Raw genomic sequence first — 23,057 nt, 5'->3', positions numbered from 1 at the left:
AAGCTATGTAAGGCGTGAGGGAAAAGGAGATTTATACTTTACGGTTGACATAATAGTGCCTAAAAAGATAACAGATGAACAAAAAAAGCTTCTTGAAACTCTAAGAGAAAAAAGTAAAGACATACACGAAGAACGAAAGGGATTTTTTGATAAAGTCAAAGAATTTTTTGAATAGGCAAAATCATTAGATTTTGTCTATTTTTAAAACTGGAGGTTTTATGAAATATATTGAACTTATTATAAATACTATTGATAATAATAGAGAGTTTGTTTTAAATGAATTATATAATAGAGATATTTATGTGTTTGAAGAAGATAGTATAGAGATAATTGAAGAATTAGCTCAAAATGAAAAATCTTGGGATTTTGTAGATGAGGATGTGTTTTCTATAGGTAAGGGCAATTTAATTTTAAAGTGTTATTTTTCTATTGAGGAAAAAGAAAGGGCTGAGGAAATTAAATTTGCTATAGAAAATAAAAAACTTGGAAGTGCAGATATTAATATAACTGATGATGAAGATTGGGCAAATAATTGGAAAAAATATTATCATCCTATTGAAATAGGAGAAAAGATTTTAATTAAGCCTACATGGGAAGAATATGAAAATAAAGATAGAATAGTTATAGACATAGATCCGGGTATGGCATTTGGTACAGGTACACATGAAACGACATATATGTGCATAGAAGCTCTAGAAGAGTATGTAAAGCAAGACAATATTGTATTTGATATTGGATGTGGAAGTGGAATACTTGGAATAGCTGCCATAAAATTAGGTGCAGAAAAAGTAATAGCAGTAGATATTGATCAAAAATGTATAGAAGCATCTTTAGAAAATGCAAATATGAATAATGTTTCTGAAAAGATTAAAGTTTACAAAGGAAATTTATTAGACGTTGTAAGTGGAAATGCCGATATAATAGTTTCTAATATAATTGCAGAGATTATAGTTGATATGATAGGAGATTTAAAAAGACATTTAACGAGTAATGGAATATTTATATCTTCAGGAATAATTGTTGAAAAAATCGACATGGTAAAAAATGCATTAATAAAAGAGGGATTTGAAATTATAGAAATCAGAGAAAATAATGGTTGGTCTTTAATTGTTGGCAGAGTGATAAAAAATGTATAGATTTTTTGAAAATGCAAATTTTGAAAATACAATAACTCTATCTAAAGAAAATTCACATCATTATAAAACTGTTCTTAGAATCAGAGAAGAGGAAATAGTAGAAGTAGGTGCAAACAATGGAGTGTTTAAGGCTATCTTTGATAGCTGTTGCGGTGATTTTATAATTTTAAAAAAAGTAGAAGAAGTTTCAGCTGAAAGAGAAAGTGATGTAAAATTGATTTTGCTCCAGGGGATTTTAAAGGGTGATAAGATGGACCAAGCATTAAAATCCTCTGTTGAGGTTGGAGTTTGCGAAATTTATCCGCTGAATACAAAAAGAGTTGTTGCACAAATAGATCATAAGGAATATAAAAAAGTTCAAAGATGGCAAAGGGTTGTAGAGGCTGCGGCTAAGCAATCAAAAAGAGATTATATACCGAGAGTTAATACTCCTATTGATTTAGAAGGGATAGAAGAAATTTTAGAAAATAGAGAGTTAATTGTGCCATATGAGAATGAAGATGATGACAGGCTTGTAGATATAAAACTGGAAAATAAAAATGTTATTTTAGTTATAGGACCTGAAGGAGGTTTTGAAGAAACTGAGATAGATTATTTAAAATCTTTAGGTGCAAAAATTGTATCACTTGGAAATAGAATTTTACGCGCTGAAACAGCAGCAGTTTGTGCAAGTTTTTATATAATATATAATTTTGAAAGAGGTAAGTGATGAAAAAGTCTTTTTCGATATTGACGTTAGGGTGTAAGGTAAATCAATATGAATCTGAGGCAATGGCTGAATTATTTGAAAATGAAGGATATCTTAATGTAGATTTTGAGACGGAGGTTTCGGATATATATATCATAAACACTTGTACAGTAACTAATTTATCTGACAGAAAATCAAGACAATTTATAAGAAGAGCTAAAAGAGACAACCCTAATTCTATAGTTGCAGTAGTGGGTTGTTATTCTCAAACGTCTCCTGAGGAAGTAAGTTCAATTCCGGGTGTTGACATAATTATAGGAACTACTGAGAGAAATAGAATCGTTGAATTATGTGAGGAGTTTTCGAATAATAAAAAGCAAATTAATATCGTTAGATCATTAAAGAGTGACCATGAATTTCAAACTATTAACACATCTAAAGAAAATGATATGACAAGAGCGTATATTAAAGTTCAAGATGGATGTAATAGATATTGCACGTATTGTATAATACCATTTGCAAGGGGAAATATAAGGTCAAGATCAATAGAAGATTCTATGAATGAAGCAAGAAAATTGGCAAAAGCAGGATATAAGGAAATAATTTTAACCGGAATTCACATTGGCTCTTATGGGTATGACATTGGTAAGGAGCGATTGATTGATTTAATAGAAAACATTGCAAGTATTGATGGAATTGAAAGAATAAGATTATCTTCAATAGAACCTCGGACTATAACAGATGATTTTATGAAAAGGGTTGTTGCTACAAATAAATTATGCGATCATTTTCACTTATCATTGCAAAGCGGTTCAAATAAAATTTTAAAAGAAATGAATAGAAAATATACAAGAGAAGAATATTTTGATAAGACACAAATTATTAGAAGTTATATGCCGTATGCAGGATTGACAACGGATGTTATAGTAGGATTTCCGGGAGAAACAGATGATGACTTTTTAGACAGTTATGATTTGATAAAAAAAGTTGAATTTTCTAAAGTTCATGTATTTAAATATTCTAAGAGAGATGGAACTGTTGCAGCTAAAATGAAAAATCAAATTGACGGAAATATAAAAAATAAGAGAAGTTCCATATTACTTGCGTTAAGTGATGAACTTATGAAAAAATTTTCTGAAAAAAATTTAAATGTGATAAAATCTGTGCTATTTGAAGAAAAACTTGTAAATTCAAGTTATGTTGGATATACAACTAACTATATAAGATGCTTTACAAATTCAAAAGAAGACTTAAAAAATAAGATAAAAAATGTTAATATAGTAAATATAGAATGTGATCCGGTTGAGGTTTCAGTTATAGGAGGTTAGTTATGGAATGTTTATTTTGTGAAATAATAAATGGAAGTATTCCGTCCGAATGTATATATGAAGATGAGCTTGTATATGCTTTTAATGATATTGATAAGCAAGCTCCGATACATTTTTTAATTGTTCCAAAAGAACATATAAAATCTGCGGATGAACTTAGCGAAAAACATAAAGAATTAATAGGACATATTTTTTTAGTTGCAAAAAATTTATGTGGAAAATTTGGTCTTGAAAATGGTTATAGAATAGTTAATAACTGTAAGGAAGATGGGGGACAAACTGTTAATCACCTACATTTTCATGTACTGGGTGGCAGAAGTCTTAATTGGCCACCGGGCTGATAAAAAAGATATTGAAATATAACCGTTATTAAGGTATAATTATTAAGAATTGGCCCGCAGGGCTACTCTTTTCTACGAGAGGAGGGGAAGCAATGTCAGAAATCAGAGTTGGAGAAAATGAATCTCTTGACAATGCTCTTAAAAGATTTAAGAGACAATGTGCCACAAGTGGAGTATTAAAAGAGGCAAGAAAGAGAGAACATTACGAAAAGCCAAGTGTTAGAAGAAAGAAAAAGTCTGAAGAAGCACGTAGAAAGAAACATTCAAGATATTAAAAGAGGGTGCATGTGAGATGTCTCTAAAAGAAAAACTTATGGAAGATTTAAAAACTTCCATGAAAAATAAAGAAAAGCTTCGCAAAGATACAATAACTATGGCGCGTGCCGCTATCAAGCAAAGAGAAGTTGATGAGAGAATAGAACTTTCAGATGAAGATATAATAGAAGTGCTTACAAAGCAACTAAAAGAAAAGAAAGCTTCTATAGAAGATTTCCTAAAGGGAAATCGTCAAGATTTAATCGATCAAACTAACGCTGAAATAGAAATATTGCTTGAATATTTACCTAAACAACTTACTGAAGAAGAGCTTACTGAGATTGTTAAACAGACAATTGAAGAAAATAATATCAGCTCAGCTAAGGAAATGGGTAATCTTATGAAGTGTATTATGCCTAAAATTAAGGGCAAAGCAGATGGCAAAATGGTAAGTAAAATTGCTCAAAATTTGTTAAATAAACCTGGGGTATAACCCGGGTTTAATTTTTTAGGAGAAAATTATGAAAAAAATTTTATTATTACTTTTTTTATTTTTGACATTAATATCAAATGAAGCTTTTGCAAATGAAAATACACCGGTAATTATACCTATAAAGAGTGAAATAAATTCAGCCATGGCAACATATGTTAGAGATTCCATAAAAAATGCAGAAGATAAAAAAAGTCCACTTATAATTTTTGAAATTGATACCTATGGAGGTTCTATAATAGCTGCTGAAAAAATAAAAAATTATATTATAGATTCAAAAATTCCTACGGTTGCATTTGTAAATAATAAAGCTGAATCAGCAGGAGTTTTAATAACAATAGCTTGTAAAAATGTCTATATGTCAAAAACGGCAACAATAGGATCTGCAGAAACTATACCTAAGACAGAAAAAAATATTTCATTTTGGAAAGGTATGCTTAGAGATACAGCGCAGTATAGAGGTAGAAATGAGCAAATAATAGAATCTATGGCAGATTCGGACATATACATTCCAATGATAATCGAAAAGGGGAAACTTACAAATTTGACATCTAAGGAAAGCTTAGATCTTGGAATTTCAGATGGAGTTGCCAATAATTATGAAGATATATTAAAACAATTTAATTTAGATGGTAAAAAATATGAAATTGCCAAGATGGATTTAACTGTTAAGGTAATAAACATAGTGTCAAATCAAACTGTTTCTACTATACTTCTTATTTTAGGAATGCTTGGATTTGTTGTAGAAATTTTTACACCGGGTTTTGGTGTAGGAGGTATTATATCTATAATAGCTTTTTCACTGTTTTTTATAGGAAATTTAATGGCTGGAAATTCTAATTGGTATTCAATAGTTATATTTTTAGTAGGTATTGTTTTAATAATTATAGAAATCATAATTCCGGGATTCGGTATAGTAGGAATAGGAGGAATAATATTTGTAATTTCAGGACTTGTGCTTGCAATGAAAACTTTAGAAATTGCAATTACAAGTATAGCGATAGCGTTAATTATCACAATATTATGTGGAATATATCTTATTAAAAAGGGAAAGAAATTAAAATTTATAAATAATGTTACACTTTCAAAGTCATGTTCGTCTGAAGATGGATACATCAGTGTTGATTATGCTAAGCTTGATGTGGGTAGAAATGGAAAGACAATAAGTATATTACGTCCTACAGGATACATTGAAATTGATGGTAAAAAATATGAGGCTATAGCATATAATGGATTTATTGAAAAAGATGTAGAGGTCGTAGTATGCAAAATAGAAGCTTTTAAAATTTTTGTTAGGAGGAAAGAGGAATGATTTATGTCGGTAATATTTTAGGTGGCGGAGTAATTATACTTGTTATAATTCTTTTAATTTTATTTTTTAGTTTTGTTCCGGTTGGGCTTTGGATAACTGCATTTTTTTCGGGAGTAAAAATAAAAATTTCCACACTTATAGGAATGAAACTTAGGCGTGTAAGACCGGGTAGAATAGTAAACCCTATGATAAAAGCAACCAAGGCGGGGCTTAATCTTGAAATAGAGAATCTTGAAGGACATTATTTAGCAGGTGGAAATGTAAATACATTAGTTGATGCTCTTATAGCTGCTGAGCGTGCAAATATTCCTCTTCAATTTGAAAGAGGAGCTGCAATAGACCTTGCAGGTAGAAATGTACTTGAAGCAGTTCAAGTATCTGTAAACCCTAAAGTAATAGAAACGCCAAATATTTCTGCGGTAGCTCAAGATGGTATAGAAGTAATAGTAAAAGCAAAAGTTACAGTTAGAGCAAATATTGACAGACTTGTAGGAGGAGCTGGAGAAGAAACTATAATAGCCAGAGTTGGTGAAGGTATAGTAACAACAGTAGGATCATCTAAAACATATAAGGCGGTTTTAGAAAATCCTGATTCTATTTCTAAAGTTGTACTTGAAAAAGGACTTGATTCAGGAACTGCGTTTGAAATTTTATCAATAGATATAGCAGATGTTGATGTTGCAAGGAATATAGGTGCAAGACTTCAAACAGATCAAGCTGAAGCAGATAAGAGAATAGCTGAAGCTAAGGCATCTGAAAGAAGAGCTATGGCTCTTGCGAGAGAGCAAGAAATGAAAGCTGAAGTTGAATCAATGAGAGCAAAAGTTGTTGAAGCGCAATCACAAGTTCCTCTTGCTATGGCAGAGGCTCTTAGAAATGGAAATATTGGAGTAATGGATTATTATAAGATAAAAAATATCAACTCTGATACAGATATGAGAGATGCTATTTCAAAAGTTACAGATACTTCTAAAAATAAAGATAAGTAAGTGATAATATGAAAATTATTAATATTTTAATTTTGTTAATACCTTTGATAATTTCTCTTTCGAAAGATAAAAAACACCGTGATGGTAAATCTTCAAAAAGGAAGTCCGACAGTCGTTTTAAATATGAAAAAGAGTTATTAAAAATGAATAATTCAAAAGGTTTAAAAAACTCTAAAAAAATATTAAGTACAATTAAAAATAATGTTTTTGAAGAATTTTTAGATTCTCTATCTACATCTGATAAAGGTAAATTAAAAAATAATTCTAATGATCTTTATGGATATGATAAAGATGGTTATCCTACAATGAAAGCACAAGAATTAAAGACAAATAATTATGAAGATAGAGACTTGAGATTGGAAAAAATAAAAGAAGAGAGAAATAGGATCTTAAATCGTGAAGATGCTTTTTCAGTGGAGAATAGTGTTGATACTGAAACATTGGAAATAAGCGAGGAAGATATCTTGAATGATTTTACGGACAAGGAACTTGTAAAAGCAGTCATTATGAAAGAGATATTAGATAAACCTGTATCACTTAGATGAAAAGGGAGAGAACATCTCCCTTTTGTTTTTGTAATGTTAAAGTAGAAAAATCAGCCTTTTTGTGATATCATATATAGATTATAGGAGGTAATAATGGCTGAAAAATTAGTTGATATTTCTATATTAAATAATGATATGGTTGCTCAACTTTACGGAAAGCTAGATGAGCATATATACCTTATTGAAGAACAGTTTAATGTTATTATAAAATGTGAAAATGATGAAATAAGCATTAAAGGTGAAGAAGATACAGTAGAAAATGTTGCAATACTTATAGAAAATTTAAAAGAATTTATTTTGAGACAAAAAAGACTCGAAAAAACAGACTTACAATATTCTATAAATTTAATTAAATCCGGCAATATGACAAGTATTGTTGAACTGTTAAATGAAACGATAGTATATACATCTATGGGAAAACCTATAAAAGCTAAGACTTTAGGGCAGAAAGGATATTTAGATGCAATTAAAGATAATGATGTTGTATTTGGAATAGGTCCTGCAGGAACCGGGAAAACATATCTTGCAGTGGCAGCTGCTGTAAAAGCATTTAAGAATAAGCAGGTGAACAGGATAATTTTAACAAGACCGGCAGTTGAAGCTGGAGAAAGTTTAGGATTTCTTCCCGGAGATCTTCAAATGAAAGTTGATCCATACCTAAGACCGCTATACGATGCTCTATTTGAAATGTTGGGATATGATAATTATACTAAGTATGTTGAAAAGGGGCTTATAGAAGTTGCACCACTTGCATACATGAGAGGAAGAACACTTGACAGTGCATTTGTAATTTTAGATGAAGCACAAAATACTACTCATGAGCAGATGAAAATGTTTTTGACAAGACTTGGATATGGTTCAAAGGCAATTATTACAGGAGACATTACTCAAACAGATTTACCTAAAGGAAGACCATCGGGATTGAAAACTGTGTTAAATATATTAAAAGGTGTAAGGGGAATCGGAATAATATATCTTGGAAATAATGATATAGTTAGACACCCTTTGGTACAGAGAATAATAAATGCTTACGATAAGTATGAGAATGATATTGGAAAAGAGCGCGAATATAATAAAAAAGGTTAGATAAATGAATATATTATTTGATAATAGGCAAAATGAAATAGAAATAGATGAAAATATTATAGAACTTATAAAGAAATCTATTTTAGAAGTTATAAAGTCTGAAAAATTAGATGAAAATATAATGGTAAGTGTATCATTTGTAGATGATGAAGAGATACAAGAATTAAATAAAAATTTCAGAGGAGTTGATTCTTCTACAGATGTATTGTCATTTCCTATAGATGATGAATTTCAAATTGAAGAAAGAATACTTGGAGATGTAGTAATAAATACAAAAAGGGTTATAGAACAGGCTCAAGAATTTAGACATTCAAATGAAAGGGAAATGTCATATTTAACTGTTCATTCCGTTTTACATCTTTTAGGTTATGATCATATTGAAGAAGAAGATAGGTTAATCATGAGATCCAAAGAAAAAATTATAATGGATAATTTAAAAATATATAGGTGATTATAATGAAAAAAGGTGGATTTATAGCATCGTTTAATTATGCTGTGCAGGGAATAGTATCTGCGTTAAAAACAGAAAAAAATATGAAATTTCATTACATAGCAGCACTTGGAGTAATATTTATAAGTTTATTTATGGATTTTACTAGAGTGGAATTTATGTTTTTATTATTAGCGATAATATTTGTAATAACTTCTGAAATGTTTAATACAGCTATAGAGCGAACAATAGACCTTGTAGTTCAAGATTATAATCCGATAGCAAAATATGTTAAAGATATCTCTGCAGGAGCAGTTTTGATAGCTTCCGTTAATGCTTTAGTTACAGCTTATTTATTATTTTATAAGAGAATGGCAAATATGGGAGATTTACTTTTAATAAAGATAAAGAATTCTGATGAACATCTTAGCTTTGTAGCGATTATTATAGTTGTAATGCTTACAATAGGAGGTAAATATTTAAGAGCTAAAAAAAACAGAGGAACTTATTTTCAAGGAGGAGCAATTTCAGGACACACGTCAATTGCTTTTTGTGCAGCGACAATAATATCGCTTGTTGCAGAAAAAACATTAATAACAATTGCATCATTTGGAATAGCTTTTTTAGTAGGAGAAAGTAGAATAGAGGGTAAAATTCATAAAATTAGTGAAGTTGTAAGTGGAGCCATACTTGGAATTTGTGTAGCAATTTTTATATTTAAAGTATTTGGATAAGAGGAGATTTGATGGAAGATAAAAAATTAATAGAGTTGGCTATTGAAGCTAAAAATAATTCATCATATACACCGTATTCTAATTTTAGAGTTGGTGCCGCAGTTGAGATGGAAGATGGTAGTGTATATAAAGGAGGAAATATAGAAATAGCATCCTACTCACCTACAAATTGTGCTGAAAGAACTGCGATATTTACAGCAATATCAGAAGGAAAGAGAAAAATTAAAAAGATTGCTATAGTAGGAGATGCAGAATATACATTTCCGTGTGGAGTATGCAGACAAGTAATAAGAGAATTTGGAGTAAATGCAAAGATAATAATAGCTAATTCGGTTGAGCGTTATAAAGTATTTACATTAGAAGAATTACTTCCGTATAGTTTTGGACCGGAAGATCTTGAAGGAGTAAAAAATGTTTAAATCAGGTTTTGTTACAATAATAGGGAGACCTAATGTAGGAAAAAGTACACTTTTAAATTGTATAGTAGGTCAAAAAATTTCTGCTATTTCTAATAAAGCTCAAACAACAAGAAATAAAATAACATTTATATATACTGATGAAAAAATGCAAGTTATATTTTTAGATACTCCCGGGATACAGATGCCAAAAAATAAATTAGGTGATTATATGTTAAAAGTATCTGAATCAACTCTTTCTGAAGTAGATGTTATAACATATATAGTGGATTGCTCAAAAAAAATAGGAAAACTTGATAATTATATAATAAAAGAATTAAAAGAAAAAAACCTAAAAACACCTATTGTACTTTTAGTAAATAAAATAGATGAGGTTGCAAAAGAAGAGCTTTTTGAAATAATAAAAATGTATGATGACATTGGAATATTTAAGGAAATAATTCCGATATCTGCATTAAAGAATGATGGAGTAGAAAGTTATTTGAAGACATTGGCAAAGTATATTCCAATCGGACCTATGTATTATCCTGAAGATATGGTAACAGATCATCCGGAAAAGTTTATTGTTGGAGAAATTATAAGAGAAAAAGCTCTTAGATTTTTAGATGAGGAGATACCACATGGCATTGCCGTTTCAATTGAGAAAATGAGAGAGAGAAAAGAAAAAGAAATAACTGATATTGAAGCGGTCATATATATTGAAAGAGAATCTCATAAAAAAATAGTAATTGGTAAAAATGGACAAATGTTAAAAAAAATAGGAAGTGCAGCAAGAACTGAAATTGAAAATTTACTTGATACTAAAGTGAATCTTAATTTGTGGGTCAAGGTAGAAAAAAATTGGAGAGATTTAGATAATAAAGTTAAATATTTTGGATATAAGTAATGGAAAAGATAAGGACTGAATTAATTGTACTGAGTGAACAAAAATATGGTGAATCAAGTAAAATTATAAGAGTATTTTCAAAAGAAAAGGGAAAAATTACAATTTTAGCTAAGGGAGCATTAAATGCTAAATCACCTCTTGTTTCTATAACACAGCTTTTTAGTCACTCAAATGCTTATATAAATAAGGGGAGATCATTTTATTACATTGAATCTGCTACTATTTTAAATTCGAACTTTAAAATAAGAAAAAAATATGAAACTTTAATAATATCTAGTTATATTTTAGAATTATTGGATAAAACCTTTCTTGAAGGAGAAGTAAATAAAAAGATATTTGATTTAACTGTAAAAACTTTAAAAATCATTCAAAATATTAATTATATCATGCCGATAATTTTAGCTTTTGAATTAAAATATATTACATTTTTAGGATATAGACCATCATTAGAATTACAAGAAAAAAACAACTATTTTTCTATTAAAGATGGCGGTATTGTAGATTTGGATGAAAATCAGTTCGGTTGTTATCTACTGGATAAAAAAGATATTTACTATTTAAAAAAATTATTATATACTTCTTTAGATGAAATAGACGAAAGATATGACAGTGATAAGCTTATATATTTACACAATATTTTAATAGAATATATAAAATATAATCTTGATATTAACGAAATTAATTCGTTAGCACTTATTTAAATTAAGGGGGAAAAAAATGTATTTTCAAGATTTGATACAAAATTTACAAAGCTATTGGAAAGATAAGGGATGCGTAATTATGCAACCTTATGATGTTGAAAAGGGTGCAGGTACAATGAATCCATCAACATTTTTAAGAGCATTAGGGCCTGAAGAATGGAGAACTTGTTATGTGGAGCCATCCAGAAGACCTGCTGACGGCAGATATGGAGAAAACCCTAATAGATTATATCAACATCATCAAATGCAAGTTATATTAAAGCCGTCTCCTGAAAATGTACAAGAATTATATCTTGACAGCTTAAAAGCCATAGGTATAGATGCGTTAAAGCATGACATACGATTTGTAGAAGATAATTGGGAGTCACCTACACTTGGAGCATGGGGACTTGGTTGGGAAGTTTGGTTAGATGGAATGGAAGTAACACAATTCACTTATTTTCAACAAGTTGGTGGAGTAAACTGTGAACTTGAATCTGCAGAACTGACATATGGTCTAGAAAGGATAGCTATGTATTTACAAAATGTAAATTCTGTATACGAAATAAAATGGAATGAGAAGTTAACATATGGTGATGTATTTAAAATGTCAGAATATGAGCATTCCGTTTATAGCTTTGAAACTGCTGATATTGATATGCTTAAAAATTTATTTACAGTGTATGAAAAAGAGTCTATGAGAATAATAGAAAACGGTCTTGTACTTCCTGCTTATGATTATTGTTTAAAATGTTCTCATGCTTTTAATGTATTAGATGCAAGAGGAGCGATATCTGTTTCTGAAAGGGCGGTTTATATATCAAGAGTCAGAAATCTTGCTAGAGCAGTCGCATTACAGTATTTAAAAGAAAGAGAAGAAATGGGTTACCCTTTATTAAATAAGGTAGGTGTTGGCAATGAATAGATATTTGCTTGAAATTGGGGTTGAAGAGCTTCCTGCAAGATTTGTAAATTTAGCAATAGCTCAAATGGAAGATAAGGCAAAAAAATTATTAGAAGAAAATGATCTTAAATATGACAGTGTAGAAGTCTATGCTACTCCAAGAAGATTAACTTTGATCATAAATGATGTTGAATTATATCAAAAAGATTTAGATTTAGAAGTAAAAGGTCCGGCGAAGAAAATAGCATTTGATGAGGAAGGGAATCCTACTAAACCTTTGCTTGGATTTATGAAGTCTCAAAATATAGCACCTGAAAATATTGTTATAAAAGAATTTAAAGGTGAGGAATATGTATATTCTAATATACATAAAAAAGGAGACTCATTTGAAAGTATAGTATCTAAAAATATTGCGGAATTAATCAAATCTATAAATTTCCCTAAAAATATGAAATGGGGAGGCAAAAATATTAAATTTGCAAGACCGATTAGATGGATTGTATCATTGCTAAATAATAAAGTTGTTCCTTTTGAATTTGAGGGAATTGGTGTTTCAAATATTACAAGAGGACATAGATTTTTAGGAAGCTCAAATATAGTTGTTGATGAAGTAGATAATTATGAATCTCTACTTAAAGATAATTTTGTAATATTAAATCAAAATGAAAGAAGAGAAATAATTAAATACGGTTCTGCAAAAATTGCAAAGTCAATAGGTGGAGAAATATACGAAGATAAAGATTTATTGGAAGAATTAACTTATATAGTTGAATATCCAAATCCTATAATGGGAAGTATAAAAGATGAGTATTTACAATTACCGAAAGAAGTAATCACTACTCCGATGAGAGATCATTTAAGATTTATACCTATCCATGCTTCAAATGGAGAACTTCTTCCTAATTTTATAACTATAAGAAACGGAAATGACGATTATAAAGATATAGTAATAGCAGGCAACGAAAAGGTACTTGGAGCAAGACTTGAAGACGCTAAATTTTTCTACAATGATGATATATCAAAATCACTTGAAAGTTATATTGATTCATTAAAGGGAGTAATGTTTCAACAAAAACTTGGAACGATGTATGACAAATCTGAACGTGTGTCTAAACTTGCTCAAAAGATAGGAGAAAATTTAGAGGTTGCTGATGAAACTATAGAATCTATAAAACGTTCTGCAAAACTTTCTAAGGCTGATTTAACTACAAAAATGGTTCAAGAATTTACAGAACTTCAAGGAGTCATGGGTTCAATTTATGCAACTAAGAGCGGAGAATCTGAGATAGTATCTCAGGCTATTTATGAACAGTATTTACCAAGGTTTTCAAATGATTTATTACCTAAGTCAACAACAGGTTCAATTCTTGCAATAGCAGATAAAATTGATACTATAACAGGATTGTTTGCAATAGGTTTAATACCTACAGGTTCTCAAGATCCTTTCGCTTTAAGAAGAAATGCAAGAGGGATTATTAATATAATAGAATCAAATAAGTGGGACATACTTATTGGAGACATAGTTGATTATTCATTGTATATTTATACCAGTGAGTTATCTTTAGTATTTGATTATGAAAAAGTTAAAAATAGCATAATAGAATTTTTTGCAGGAAGATTAAAAAACATGCTTCAAGAAGACGATATAAGATATGATATTATTGATTCTGTACTAAGTGATTCAGAAAGTGTTGTAAATATCTTCAAAAAAGCTAATGAATTAAATAAATATTTTAAAGAAGACAAGAGCAGTTTAATAGATGCATATACAAGACTTCATAATATGGCTAAGAAAAAAGATAGGGATATAGAATTTGAAGCATTGCTTTTATCTGAGCCTGATGAAAAAGCTCTTTATGAAGCACAGTCTAAATTATTAGAGAATGTAAATAAATTAATAGATGATAAAGAGTATATTGAAGCGTTAAATTTAATGGATAATTTAGTTGTATTAATAAATAATTACTTTGATAATATAATGGTATTGGTTGATGATGAAAAAATTAAATTTAATAGACTTGAAATGATAAGCAAAATAGATTTTGTAATGAGAAGAATATTGAATATAGAAAAAATTGTAACTGATTAAAGTTGGTGATAATTTGGATTTTACTAAAAGGCAACTTGATATAATTGAAATAGTTAAAGGAAGAGCTCCTATTACAGGAGACGATATAGCTAGAGAACTTAATATATCAAGAGCCACTATACGACCGGATCTTTCGGTATTAACTCGGCTTAATATATTAGGTGCACGTCCTAAAGTCGGATATTTTTATATTGAGAATTCCAATACATCTATATTTTTAAGAGAAGTAGATAAAATATTAGTAAAAGAAACGATGAGTGTGCCGGTAGTAATGGATGAAAACACGAGTATTTATGATGTTATAGTTGAACTGTTTTTAGAAAATGTAAGTTCGATTTTCATAACATCTAATGGATTTTTAACAGGGGTTGTTTCTAGGAAAGATTTACTTAGAACAACTCTTGGTAAAATGGATTTAAACAATACTCCGGTAGCCATGATAATGACAAGAATGTCCAGTATAGTATATGTGACAGAAAATAGCAGTATAATTGAAGCTGCTATAAAAATCAATGACAGAGCAGTTGATTCTCTTCCTGTTGTTAGAATTACAGACGGAGATTTAAATAAACTTAAAGTAATAGGAAGATTTACTAAAACAAATGTCAATAGAATTTTTGTAGAGCTTGTAAAGGAAGGATATTAAAGGAGGAATTATGTCTGATAATTCAATTATAATATATGTAATTTCAGATTCTATAGGTGAAACGGGAGAACTTATTGCCAAAGGAAGTATAAGACAATTTGAGTCTGAAAATTTTGAAATAAAGAGGTATCCTTATCACAACACAATAGAACAAATAGAGCCTATACTTCTTGAAGCGGCACAAAGTACAAGAAGTTTAATAATATATACAAATGTTGTTCAGTCGACAAGAGATTTTATAGAAAAAAAAGCGGAAGAACTTAGTTTGCATACTGTAGATGTAATGGGTTCTCCGATGAGTCATTTAGAAGCAATATTAGGATATTCACCGGTAAGAGAACCTGGACTTATAAGAAGACTTGATGATAATTATTTTAAAAAAGTAGAAGCGATTGAGTTTGCTGTAAAGTATGATGACGGTAAAGATCCAAGAGGAGCTAAAAAGGCAGATATATGTCTTGTTGGAATATCAAGAACATCAAAAACACCACTTTCTATGTATCTTGCAAATAAATTATATAAAGTTGCAAATATACCTCTTGTACCGGAAGTTCCGGTTCCGGCAGAGGTATATGAGAAGGATATTAATAGAGTAATAGGATTAACTTGTAATCCTGAAAAACTTATAACTATAAGAGAGGAAAGACTTAAATCATTAGGGTTATCAAGTAGCGCAAAGTATGCAAATATTGAAAGAATCAAAGCTGAACTTAAATATTCTAAGCAAATAATGGAAGAACTTGGATGTTTTGTAATTGATGTTTCCAATAAAGCAATTGAAGAAACAGCTGAGATTATTATTGACCACATGGAAAAAGTTTTATAGCGGAGGATAATATGAATCCAAGAGAAAAGAGAGAAAAACTTGAACATGAAATTTTATATAATTTTGCAAGTTTTTCTGATGAGAGTAGAGGGCGTCAAAAGTTTGAAGAAAAGTGCAATTTGAGAACAGAATATCAGAGAGATAGAGATAGAATATTACATTCAAAAGCATTTAGAAGATTAAAGCATAAGACACAAGTTTTTATATCTCCTGAAAAGGATCACTTTAGAACAAGACTTACACATACTCTTGAAGTTTCACAAATAGCCAGAACAATAGCAAGAAGTCTTGAGTTAAATGAAGATTTAATTGAAGCTATGGCATTAGGACATGATCTTGGACATACTCCATTCGGACATAGTGGAGAAAAAGTTTTGAATAAATTAAATCAAAAAGGATTTAAACACAATGAACAGTCACTTAGAATGGTAGATTATCTTGAAGTTGGAGAAAATAGAATTGGTTTAAATCTTACTTGGGAAGTAAGAGATGGTATCGTAAATCATTCCGGTGATAATGTTGCATCAACATTGGAGGGTAAAATATTAAAATATGCAGATAGAATAGCATATATAAATCACGATATTGATGATGCTATTAGAGCTGGAATAATTTCAAAAACAGATTTACCGACTGATTTAATTGAGCTTCTTGGAGATTCTCATAGTAAGAGAATAAATAAAATGATAAATTCAATAGTTAGAGAAAGTTATCATAAAAATTCTATTTATATGGAACCGGAAATAGAAAAAGCAACTATGGAACTTAGACAGTTTATGTTTAAAAATGTTTATTTAGATAAAACTGTTAAATCAGAAGATGATAAAATAGAGCATATAATTATGTCTTTATTTGATTATTATAAAAATGATATTAGTAAGATACCTGCTGAAAATTTAAAGGTATACGAAAATATAGAGCACACTGAAGAAGATATAATATGTGATTATATAGCAGGGATGACGGATATATATGTTGTTGATTTATATAAGTCATTGTATATACCAAAGGGTTGGAGTAAGTAGGTGATTTTATGTCCTACATTATAGATGACGAACTTTTAAATGATATTAGAGATAAAATTGACATAGTAAATTTGATTTCTCAATATGTACACTTAAAAAAAAGTGGAAGTAATTATATGGGACTTTGCCCATTTCATGGTGAAAAAACTCCTTCTTTTTCTGTATCACCAAGTAAAGGAATATTTCATTGTTTTGGTTGCGGTGTTGGAGGAGATCAAATCTCTTTCATAATGAAAAGAGAAAATTTAGGTTTTAGAGAAGCTGTTAAGTTTTTGGCAGACAAATATGGAATAGAATTGAAAAATACATCCGAGAGTATAAATACCCAGCTGATAAATAAAAAAAATAGAGCTTATGAAGCTAATAGAGAAGCTGCAAAATTCTTTATGCTTTCTTTAAGCAGATCTAAGTCTGCATATATGTATTTAAAAAATAGAAATATTGACAATGATACAATTAGAGACTATGGACTTGGTTATGCTCCTGACAGTTGGAATGAATTATTTAATTATTTAAGTAAAAAGGGATTTAATGGAGATGAACTTGAAGAATTTAATTTAGTTTCAAAGTCAAAATCAGGTAAATTTATAGATAGATTTAGAAATAGAATTATGTTCCCTATAATAGATACAAAAAAAAGGGTCATAGGATTTGGAGGAAGAGTTCTTGATGACAGTCTTCCTAAATATTTAAATACAAGAGATACGATTATATTTAATAAAGGTAAACACTTATATAATTTAAACATAATATCAGAAAAATCTGATAGAGAAAAGATTATTTTGGTAGAAGGATATATGGATGTTATATCTTTATATAAAAGTGGTATAAATTATAGTGTAGCAAGCTTAGGTACTTCATTAACGGAAGAACAAGCAGAACTCATAAAAAGATATGGTAAAGAAGTATATATATGTTATGATGGAGATTCTGCAGGGATAAAGGCTACAAATAGAGCTATAGATATACTTATAATTCAAAATATAAAGCCGAAAATATTAACGTTGCCAGAAAAATTGGATCCTGATGAATATGTAACAAAATATGGAAAACTTAGTTTTGAGATTGAACTTAAAAATAGTCAACCATATTTGGAATATAAAATATCTAAAATAAGAGAAAACTATAATATAGAGTCGCCGGATGGATTAAGCGGATTTACTAGTGAAGTGTCAAAGTTAATTTCAAGAATAAAAAATCCTATAGAAATGGATATCTATGTAGATAAAATATCTAAGCAATATGGTGTCTCTAAAAATTCTATTATTAATTATATATTAATTTTAAACAGAAATAAGAAAAATAAAGAATTTAATAAAAAAACTTATGAATATAAAAATAAAGAAGTTAAAGATAAAAAGATTTCGATAAATACAAGGTATATAGCAGAAGACCAACTTATAAAATATGCACTTTATTCAAATGATAATTTTGAGTTGATAGATAAAAAAATAAATTCGTGTGAATTTACAAAGTCTGAATGCAGAATAATATTTGAAGAGCTTGCCGAATATTATAGGCAAGGTATAGATTTTAAAGACGTGTTAAAAAATTTGGTAGATAAGAAGCTGATATCTCAAGATTATGCTGATAAAATAAATATAATTGAAATTAATCAATATAGTTCGGATAAAATTATTAGTGAGTTGATTGGAACTTTGAAAAAAGATAGTTTGGAATATAGAAGAAAAGATATATTACAAGATATAAAAAATCTTGAAAAAGAAGAACCGTCCAAAAAAAATTCTGAAATTTTAAAGTTACTAATAGATGAACTAAATGAAATAAATAAAACAATTAATATTTCTCAGTAAGGAGGCTAAATATATGCAAGATACTGATTCAAAAATTGAAGATGGCAACCTTCAATCAAAAGATAGTATAATTATAAATTTAAAAAATAATGGTAAGAAAAAAGGAAATCTAACTTACGATGAAATTATTAATGCATTAGAAGAAATCCCTATGGAAAGTGATGAGATTGAGTTATTATATCAAGATTTTGAGAAGTCTGGAATAGAAATTTTAACAGATGATAAAATAGACGATGATATTTTGGATGATGATAAGCTTGATGAGGATATTTTAGATGTTAGAAAAGATGATGAGGATGATTTATCAAAAGAAGATTTATCTGTACCTAAGGGGATAAGTGTAGATGATCCTGTAAGGATGTATTTAAAAGAAATAGGAAAGATTCCTCTACTTACAGGAGATGAAGAGATAGATATTGCTCAAAGAATGGAAGTTGGAGACGAAGATGCTAAGCAAGAATTAGCTGAAGCGAATTTAAGACTGGTAGTTTCTATTGCTAAGAGATATGTTGGAAGAGGAATGAGCTTTCTTGATTTAATTCAAGAGGGAAATTTAGGGCTTATGAAAGCGGTAGAGAAATTTGACTATACAAAAGGGTTTAAGTTTTCGACTTATGCTACATGGTGGATAAGACAGGCTATAACTCGCGCTATTGCAGATCAAGCTAGAACTATTAGAATACCGGTTCATATGGTTGAAACTATTAATAAATTGGTTAGAGTACAGAGACAATTGGTACAAGAACTTGGCAGAGATCCGCTACCTGAAGAAATAGGAAAAGAAATGAATCTCGAAGTAGAAAAAGTAAGAGAAATTCAAAAAATTGCTCAAGAGCCTGTTTCATTAGAGACACCTATAGGAGAAGAAGAAGATTCTCATTTAGGAGATTTTATTCCGGATGATGAAATATTATCACCATCTGATGCAGCTACATTTACATTACTAAAAGAGCAATTGGAAGATGTATTACAGACTTTAACAGATAGAGAAAAGAAAGTTTTAACTCTTAGATTTGGACTTGATGATGGCAGAGCAAGAACACTTGAAGAAGTAGGAAAAGAATTTGATGTTACAAGAGAGAGAATCAGACAAATAGAAGCAAAAGCTCTTAGAAAATTAAGACATCCGAGCAGAAGTAAAAAATTAAAGGATTTTTTGGAATGATAAATATTTCTAATAGATTAAAAAAAATTTCAGAATATGTGGATAGAAATTCTAAAGTAGCAGACATAGGCACAGATCATGGATTTGTGCCTGCTTTTTTAGTATCAAATAATATATCCGATTATGTGGTATGTTCAGATATAAGTTTTTCGTCTTTGAAAAAAAGTGTAGAATTGGTAAAAAAACTTAATTATAGTGATAAAATATTTCCAAGACTTGGAAGTGGCCTTGAAGTAGTAGAGGATGGAGAAGTTGATACTGTAATAATAGCCGGAATGGGTGGAAATTTAATTGTAGATTTACTTCATAAAGAAATTTCTAAAGTTAAAAACTTAAAAAAATTAATACTCCAGCCAATGCAAGGTCAAGAATTTTTAAGGAAATATCTGTATTGTACCGGATATGAAATTTTGGATGAAAATATTGTATATGAAGATGAAAAGTTTTTTGAAATAATAGTTGTTAAATATACAGGTATAAGAACTGAAGTTAACGAAATCTATTATGAGATTCCGAAATTAATGTATGAAAGAAAAGAAAATATTTTAAAATTATTTTTAGAAAATAAAATAAAATATAATAAATCAATAATAAAAATTTTAAAAGAAGGTTCTAATACTGATAGGGTCTTAAATAGAATTAGTAAGTTAGAGTCTAAAAACAAATCTTATGAGGAGCTATTATGGAATATGATGTAATCAAATTAATTGAATTTTTAGAAAATTGGGCAAATCCAAGTTTTCAAGAAGAATGGGACAATTCGGGATGGCAAATATTATTTGACGAAGAAAAAACCGCTTCGATAGTGGTCGCATTAGATATAGATGATAGAGTAATAGATTTTGCCATTGAAAAGAACTCTAAACTAATAATAACTCACCATCCGATGTTTTTTAGAGGAATTAAAAATATAAATTTCAGCAGTTATTTTGGGGAAAATATTTTAAAACTAATAGAAAATAAGATAAGTGTATATAGTTCACACACATCTCTTGATATTGCTATAAATGGAGTTAATGATTGTTTAGCGGAATTTTTAGAATTAGATAATTGTGTAGGATTATCTGAAATGGAAAATGGATGTTATATTGGTAAAATCGGTACTAATAATAAATTTAATTCATTGGCTGAAATTAAAAATAAATTTGAAGATGAACTAAAAATTGACAATATAAAATTATATGGAAAATATCCATCTAAATTAGATATTATAGCAATTTGTGGAGGATCAGGTTCAGATTTTATAAGTGATGCGGTAAAACATAATGCAAATTTGTATATAACAGGAGATATAAAATATCATGATGGACAATATGCATATGAAAATAATATAGCTGTTATGGATATAGGACATTATGGAAGTGAAAAATTGATAATTGAAAAACTTAGTTATGAGTATAAAAATAAGTTTGAAATTGATGTATATTCACTTACTTCATCTAATTTTGAATTAGAACTTGATCGAGTTTAAATTCAGTGTTAAAATATTTTAGTAAGTAAATTGGTCAATCGCATCGATAGATGAGGAAAGTCTGCGCTCCATAGAGCAGGATGCCGGTGAAAGACCGGTGGGGGCAACCCTAAGGAAAGTGCAACAGAGAGATACCGCCTGAAGTTCAGGTAAGGGTGGAAAGGCGAGGTAAGAGCTCACCGGGTTATTAGTAATAATAATGCCATGTAAACCCCATTCGGAGCAAGACCAAGATAGGATAAAACAGATGTTGCTCGCATCTGCCGGAAGGTAGGTCGCTTTAATTTATTGGTGACAATAAATATAGATAGATGATTGATAAAACAGAACGCAGCTTATAGATTTACTTACTTATGATAAAAGATTACAAATAGGTTAAAATTATTTTAACAAATTTGTAATCTTTTATTGCATTTTTGTAACCGATTTGTTATACTTTATTAGAAAGAGATTATATTTTTAACATAAGGAGTGTTACAAATTGTTGAATATAAATAAGAAAGTACCTATGGGAGTAATTGCATTATGTGCAGTATCGTTATTTGGACTTAAAGATACCGGTATTTTTATAAGAGACCATGTTCAAACTACTTATAGTGGAAATAAAGTTTATTTTGAATTAGGGGAAAAAGCTGAAATAGTAGAAAAAGCAAAAGATGGATACATAGTTGCTAAAGGAAAAGCTCGTGTTACAATTCCTACAGAAAAAATAGAATTAACAGAAGTTACTACTTCTATATATAAAGTTTCTAAAAATACATCTATAAAAGATAAAGAAGGACAAATTATAAGAAATTTATTTTTGGGAGAAGAAGTTGTGTATTTAGCTTTAAGAGGAGAAAGTTTCTTAGTTAAATGCAGTGACAATGTAGAAGGCGAAGTTGATAAAAATTGTTTAGAATTAGTGTCTACAACAACTAAGAAAATTGAACCTAAAAAGGCAATTAAAGTTGTTGAGAAAAAAACTAATGTAGTGCAAGTAAATATTTTATCAAATGAGGAAAAGGAAATACAAAAAGTTGCAACAGCAAAAATTACAACATCTAATGTTGAGAAAGCCAAAGTTGTTGTACCAAATGTTGAAAATGGAAAAGTTAAGATAATATTAGATTCTGCTTTTGATAAGTTAGGGACAACATATGTATATGGATCTGCAGGAGATGAAGGATATGATTGTTCAGGCTTGATATATGCTGTATATAAAAAGCAAATGGGAATAAATTTACCGAGAAGTTCTTCAGAACAATCAGAGTATGGAATTCAAATTGAAAGAGAAAATCTTCAAGCAGGAGATTTGGTGTTTTTTAATACTACAGGTGGCGGAGTTTCTCACGTTGGCATATATATAGGAAACGGAGAATTTATTCATGCATCAAGCGGTAAAGGGAAAGTTGTAGTATCTAATTTAAATGAAAAATACTATGATTCTCATTATGTAAATGCAACAAGAGTGTTATAAAATAAAAAAACCTAAGGATTAGCCTTAGGTTTTTTTGTTTAAAAAATTGTTAAAAGACTTGAACACTTAATAAATACTTGATATTATAACATAAATGAAAAATGTTTAAGGAAGTGTAACATTGGCTAAAAATTTAGTTATAGTTGAGTCACCTACTAAGGCTAAAACTATTAAAAAAATGCTTGGAAGTACTTATAAAGTTGTAGCATCGGTAGGACATATAAGAGATTTGCCTAAAAGTAAACTTGGAATAGATGTTGATAATAATTTCGAGCCCAGCTATATAAATATTAGAGGCAAGGGAGATATTATTAAAGGATTAAAAAAAGATGCTAAAGAAGC

The 23,057-nt window shown here is 29.2% G+C and carries 26 protein-coding genes and 1 other RNA gene; all 27 read left to right on the top strand.

Features of this window, described 5'->3' with window-relative positions:
* Positions 1-218: 218 nt before the first annotated feature.
* Positions 219-1,136 carry a 50S ribosomal protein L11 methyltransferase gene (gene prmA, locus HMPREF0629_RS05370; protein WP_036728554.1) on the top strand — a complete coding sequence of 306 codons (918 nt, stop codon included), beginning with the start codon at positions 219-221 and terminating at the stop codon, positions 1,134-1,136.
* A complete protein-coding gene (locus HMPREF0629_RS05365; RefSeq protein ID WP_009222330.1) occupies positions 1,129-1,845 on the top strand; it encodes a 16S rRNA (uracil(1498)-N(3))-methyltransferase in 717 nt (238 codons plus the stop codon). The genes prmA and HMPREF0629_RS05365 overlap by 8 nt, the downstream gene beginning before the upstream one ends.
* Positions 1,845-3,152, top strand: coding sequence for a tRNA (N(6)-L-threonylcarbamoyladenosine(37)-C(2))-methylthiotransferase MtaB (gene mtaB, locus HMPREF0629_RS05360; RefSeq protein WP_009222329.1), 1,308 nt, complete (start codon positions 1,845-1,847; stop codon positions 3,150-3,152). Before HMPREF0629_RS05365 ends, mtaB begins: the two co-directional genes overlap by 1 nt.
* Before the next feature lie 2 nt (positions 3,153-3,154).
* Positions 3,155-3,493 (top strand): histidine triad nucleotide-binding protein, encoded by a 339-nt coding sequence (locus HMPREF0629_RS05355; protein ID WP_009222328.1) that lies wholly within the window; start codon positions 3,155-3,157, stop codon positions 3,491-3,493.
* A 92-nt stretch (positions 3,494-3,585) separates the two neighbouring features.
* Positions 3,586-3,768 carry a 30S ribosomal protein S21 gene (gene rpsU, locus HMPREF0629_RS05350; RefSeq protein ID WP_009222327.1) on the top strand — a complete coding sequence of 61 codons (183 nt, stop codon included), beginning with the start codon at positions 3,586-3,588 and terminating at the stop codon, positions 3,766-3,768.
* Positions 3,769-3,785: 17 nt separating this feature from the next.
* Entirely contained in the window at positions 3,786-4,241 is a 456-nt protein-coding gene (locus HMPREF0629_RS05345) for a GatB/YqeY domain-containing protein (RefSeq protein WP_009222326.1), read from the top strand.
* A 28-nt stretch (positions 4,242-4,269) separates the two neighbouring features.
* Entirely contained in the window at positions 4,270-5,550 is a 1,281-nt protein-coding gene (locus HMPREF0629_RS05340; RefSeq protein WP_009222325.1) for a nodulation protein NfeD, read from the top strand.
* Positions 5,547-6,539: a flotillin-like protein FloA gene (gene floA, locus HMPREF0629_RS05335; RefSeq protein ID WP_009222324.1), complete on the top strand. Its 993-nt coding sequence runs from the start codon at positions 5,547-5,549 to the stop codon at positions 6,537-6,539. Before HMPREF0629_RS05340 ends, floA begins: the two co-directional genes overlap by 4 nt.
* An 8-nt stretch (positions 6,540-6,547) precedes the next feature.
* A complete protein-coding gene (locus HMPREF0629_RS05330) occupies positions 6,548-7,084 on the top strand; it encodes a hypothetical protein (protein ID WP_009222323.1) in 537 nt (178 codons plus the stop codon).
* 93 nt (positions 7,085-7,177) lie between these two features.
* Positions 7,178-8,170 carry a PhoH family protein gene (locus tag HMPREF0629_RS05325; protein ID WP_009222322.1) on the top strand — a complete coding sequence of 331 codons (993 nt, stop codon included), beginning with the start codon at positions 7,178-7,180 and terminating at the stop codon, positions 8,168-8,170.
* Between the two features lie 4 nt (positions 8,171-8,174).
* Complete coding sequence (ybeY, locus tag HMPREF0629_RS05320) at positions 8,175-8,621, top strand: rRNA maturation RNase YbeY (protein WP_009222321.1); 447 nt, start codon at positions 8,175-8,177, stop codon at positions 8,619-8,621.
* 5 nt (positions 8,622-8,626) lie between these two features.
* Positions 8,627-9,334 carry a diacylglycerol kinase gene (locus tag HMPREF0629_RS05315; protein WP_036728573.1) on the top strand — a complete coding sequence of 236 codons (708 nt, stop codon included), beginning with the start codon at positions 8,627-8,629 and terminating at the stop codon, positions 9,332-9,334.
* Positions 9,335-9,345: 11 nt separating this feature from the next.
* Positions 9,346-9,753 (top strand): cytidine deaminase, encoded by a 408-nt coding sequence (locus tag HMPREF0629_RS05310; RefSeq protein ID WP_009222319.1) that lies wholly within the window; start codon positions 9,346-9,348, stop codon positions 9,751-9,753.
* Positions 9,746-10,636, top strand: a complete 891-nt coding sequence (era, locus tag HMPREF0629_RS05305; protein ID WP_009222318.1) for a GTPase Era — start codon at positions 9,746-9,748, stop codon at positions 10,634-10,636. The genes HMPREF0629_RS05310 and era overlap by 8 nt, the downstream gene beginning before the upstream one ends.
* The gene (recO, locus tag HMPREF0629_RS05300; RefSeq protein WP_009222317.1) at positions 10,636-11,337 is read left to right on the top strand and encodes a DNA repair protein RecO; all 702 of its coding nucleotides are present in this window, start codon (positions 10,636-10,638) and stop codon (positions 11,335-11,337) included. The genes era and recO overlap by 1 nt, the downstream gene beginning before the upstream one ends.
* 16 nt (positions 11,338-11,353) lie before the next feature.
* A complete protein-coding gene (gene glyQ, locus HMPREF0629_RS05295) occupies positions 11,354-12,241 on the top strand; it encodes a glycine--tRNA ligase subunit alpha (protein WP_036728577.1) in 888 nt (295 codons plus the stop codon).
* Positions 12,234-14,309, top strand: a complete 2,076-nt coding sequence (gene glyS, locus HMPREF0629_RS05290; RefSeq protein ID WP_036728579.1) for a glycine--tRNA ligase subunit beta — start codon at positions 12,234-12,236, stop codon at positions 14,307-14,309. Before glyQ ends, glyS begins: the two co-directional genes overlap by 8 nt.
* 13 nt (positions 14,310-14,322) lie before the next feature.
* Positions 14,323-14,955, top strand: coding sequence for a helix-turn-helix transcriptional regulator (locus tag HMPREF0629_RS05285; protein ID WP_009222316.1), 633 nt, complete (start codon positions 14,323-14,325; stop codon positions 14,953-14,955).
* A gap of 10 nt (positions 14,956-14,965) precedes the next feature.
* Positions 14,966-15,781, top strand: a complete 816-nt coding sequence (locus HMPREF0629_RS05280; protein WP_009222315.1) for a pyruvate, water dikinase regulatory protein — start codon at positions 14,966-14,968, stop codon at positions 15,779-15,781.
* Positions 15,782-15,792: 11 nt separating this feature from the next.
* Complete coding sequence (locus tag HMPREF0629_RS05275; protein ID WP_009222314.1) at positions 15,793-16,806, top strand: deoxyguanosinetriphosphate triphosphohydrolase; 1,014 nt, start codon at positions 15,793-15,795, stop codon at positions 16,804-16,806.
* An 8-nt stretch (positions 16,807-16,814) separates the two neighbouring features.
* Complete coding sequence (gene dnaG, locus HMPREF0629_RS05270) at positions 16,815-18,620, top strand: DNA primase (RefSeq protein ID WP_009222313.1); 1,806 nt, start codon at positions 16,815-16,817, stop codon at positions 18,618-18,620.
* 13 nt (positions 18,621-18,633) lie between these two features.
* Positions 18,634-19,785, top strand: coding sequence for an RNA polymerase sigma factor RpoD (gene rpoD, locus HMPREF0629_RS05265; protein ID WP_009222312.1), 1,152 nt, complete (start codon positions 18,634-18,636; stop codon positions 19,783-19,785).
* Positions 19,782-20,483, top strand: coding sequence for a class I SAM-dependent methyltransferase (locus HMPREF0629_RS05260; RefSeq protein WP_009222311.1), 702 nt, complete (start codon positions 19,782-19,784; stop codon positions 20,481-20,483). Before rpoD ends, HMPREF0629_RS05260 begins: the two co-directional genes overlap by 4 nt.
* On the top strand, positions 20,468-21,256 hold the full coding sequence (locus HMPREF0629_RS05255) for a Nif3-like dinuclear metal center hexameric protein (RefSeq protein ID WP_009222310.1): 789 nt from the start codon (positions 20,468-20,470) through the stop codon (positions 21,254-21,256). Before HMPREF0629_RS05260 ends, HMPREF0629_RS05255 begins: the two co-directional genes overlap by 16 nt.
* A gap of 22 nt (positions 21,257-21,278) precedes the next feature.
* Positions 21,279-21,610: RNase P RNA component class A (rnpB, locus tag HMPREF0629_RS07705), an RNA gene on the top strand.
* Positions 21,611-21,737: 127 nt separating this feature from the next.
* Entirely contained in the window at positions 21,738-22,715 is a 978-nt protein-coding gene (locus HMPREF0629_RS05250; protein ID WP_009222309.1) for a C40 family peptidase, read from the top strand.
* Positions 22,716-22,836: 121 nt separating this feature from the next.
* The coding region (locus tag HMPREF0629_RS05245) for a toprim domain-containing protein (protein ID WP_009222308.1) at positions 22,837-23,057 on the top strand (221 nt) is incomplete at its 3' end.

Source organism: Peptoniphilus sp. oral taxon 386 str. F0131 (assembly GCF_000090945.1).
GTDB classification, from domain to species: domain Bacteria; phylum Bacillota; class Clostridia; order Tissierellales; family Peptoniphilaceae; genus Anaerosphaera; species Anaerosphaera mikwangii.
Note: the sequence above shows the minus strand (reverse complement) of the source record. Positions and strands in the feature narration are given on the sequence as shown.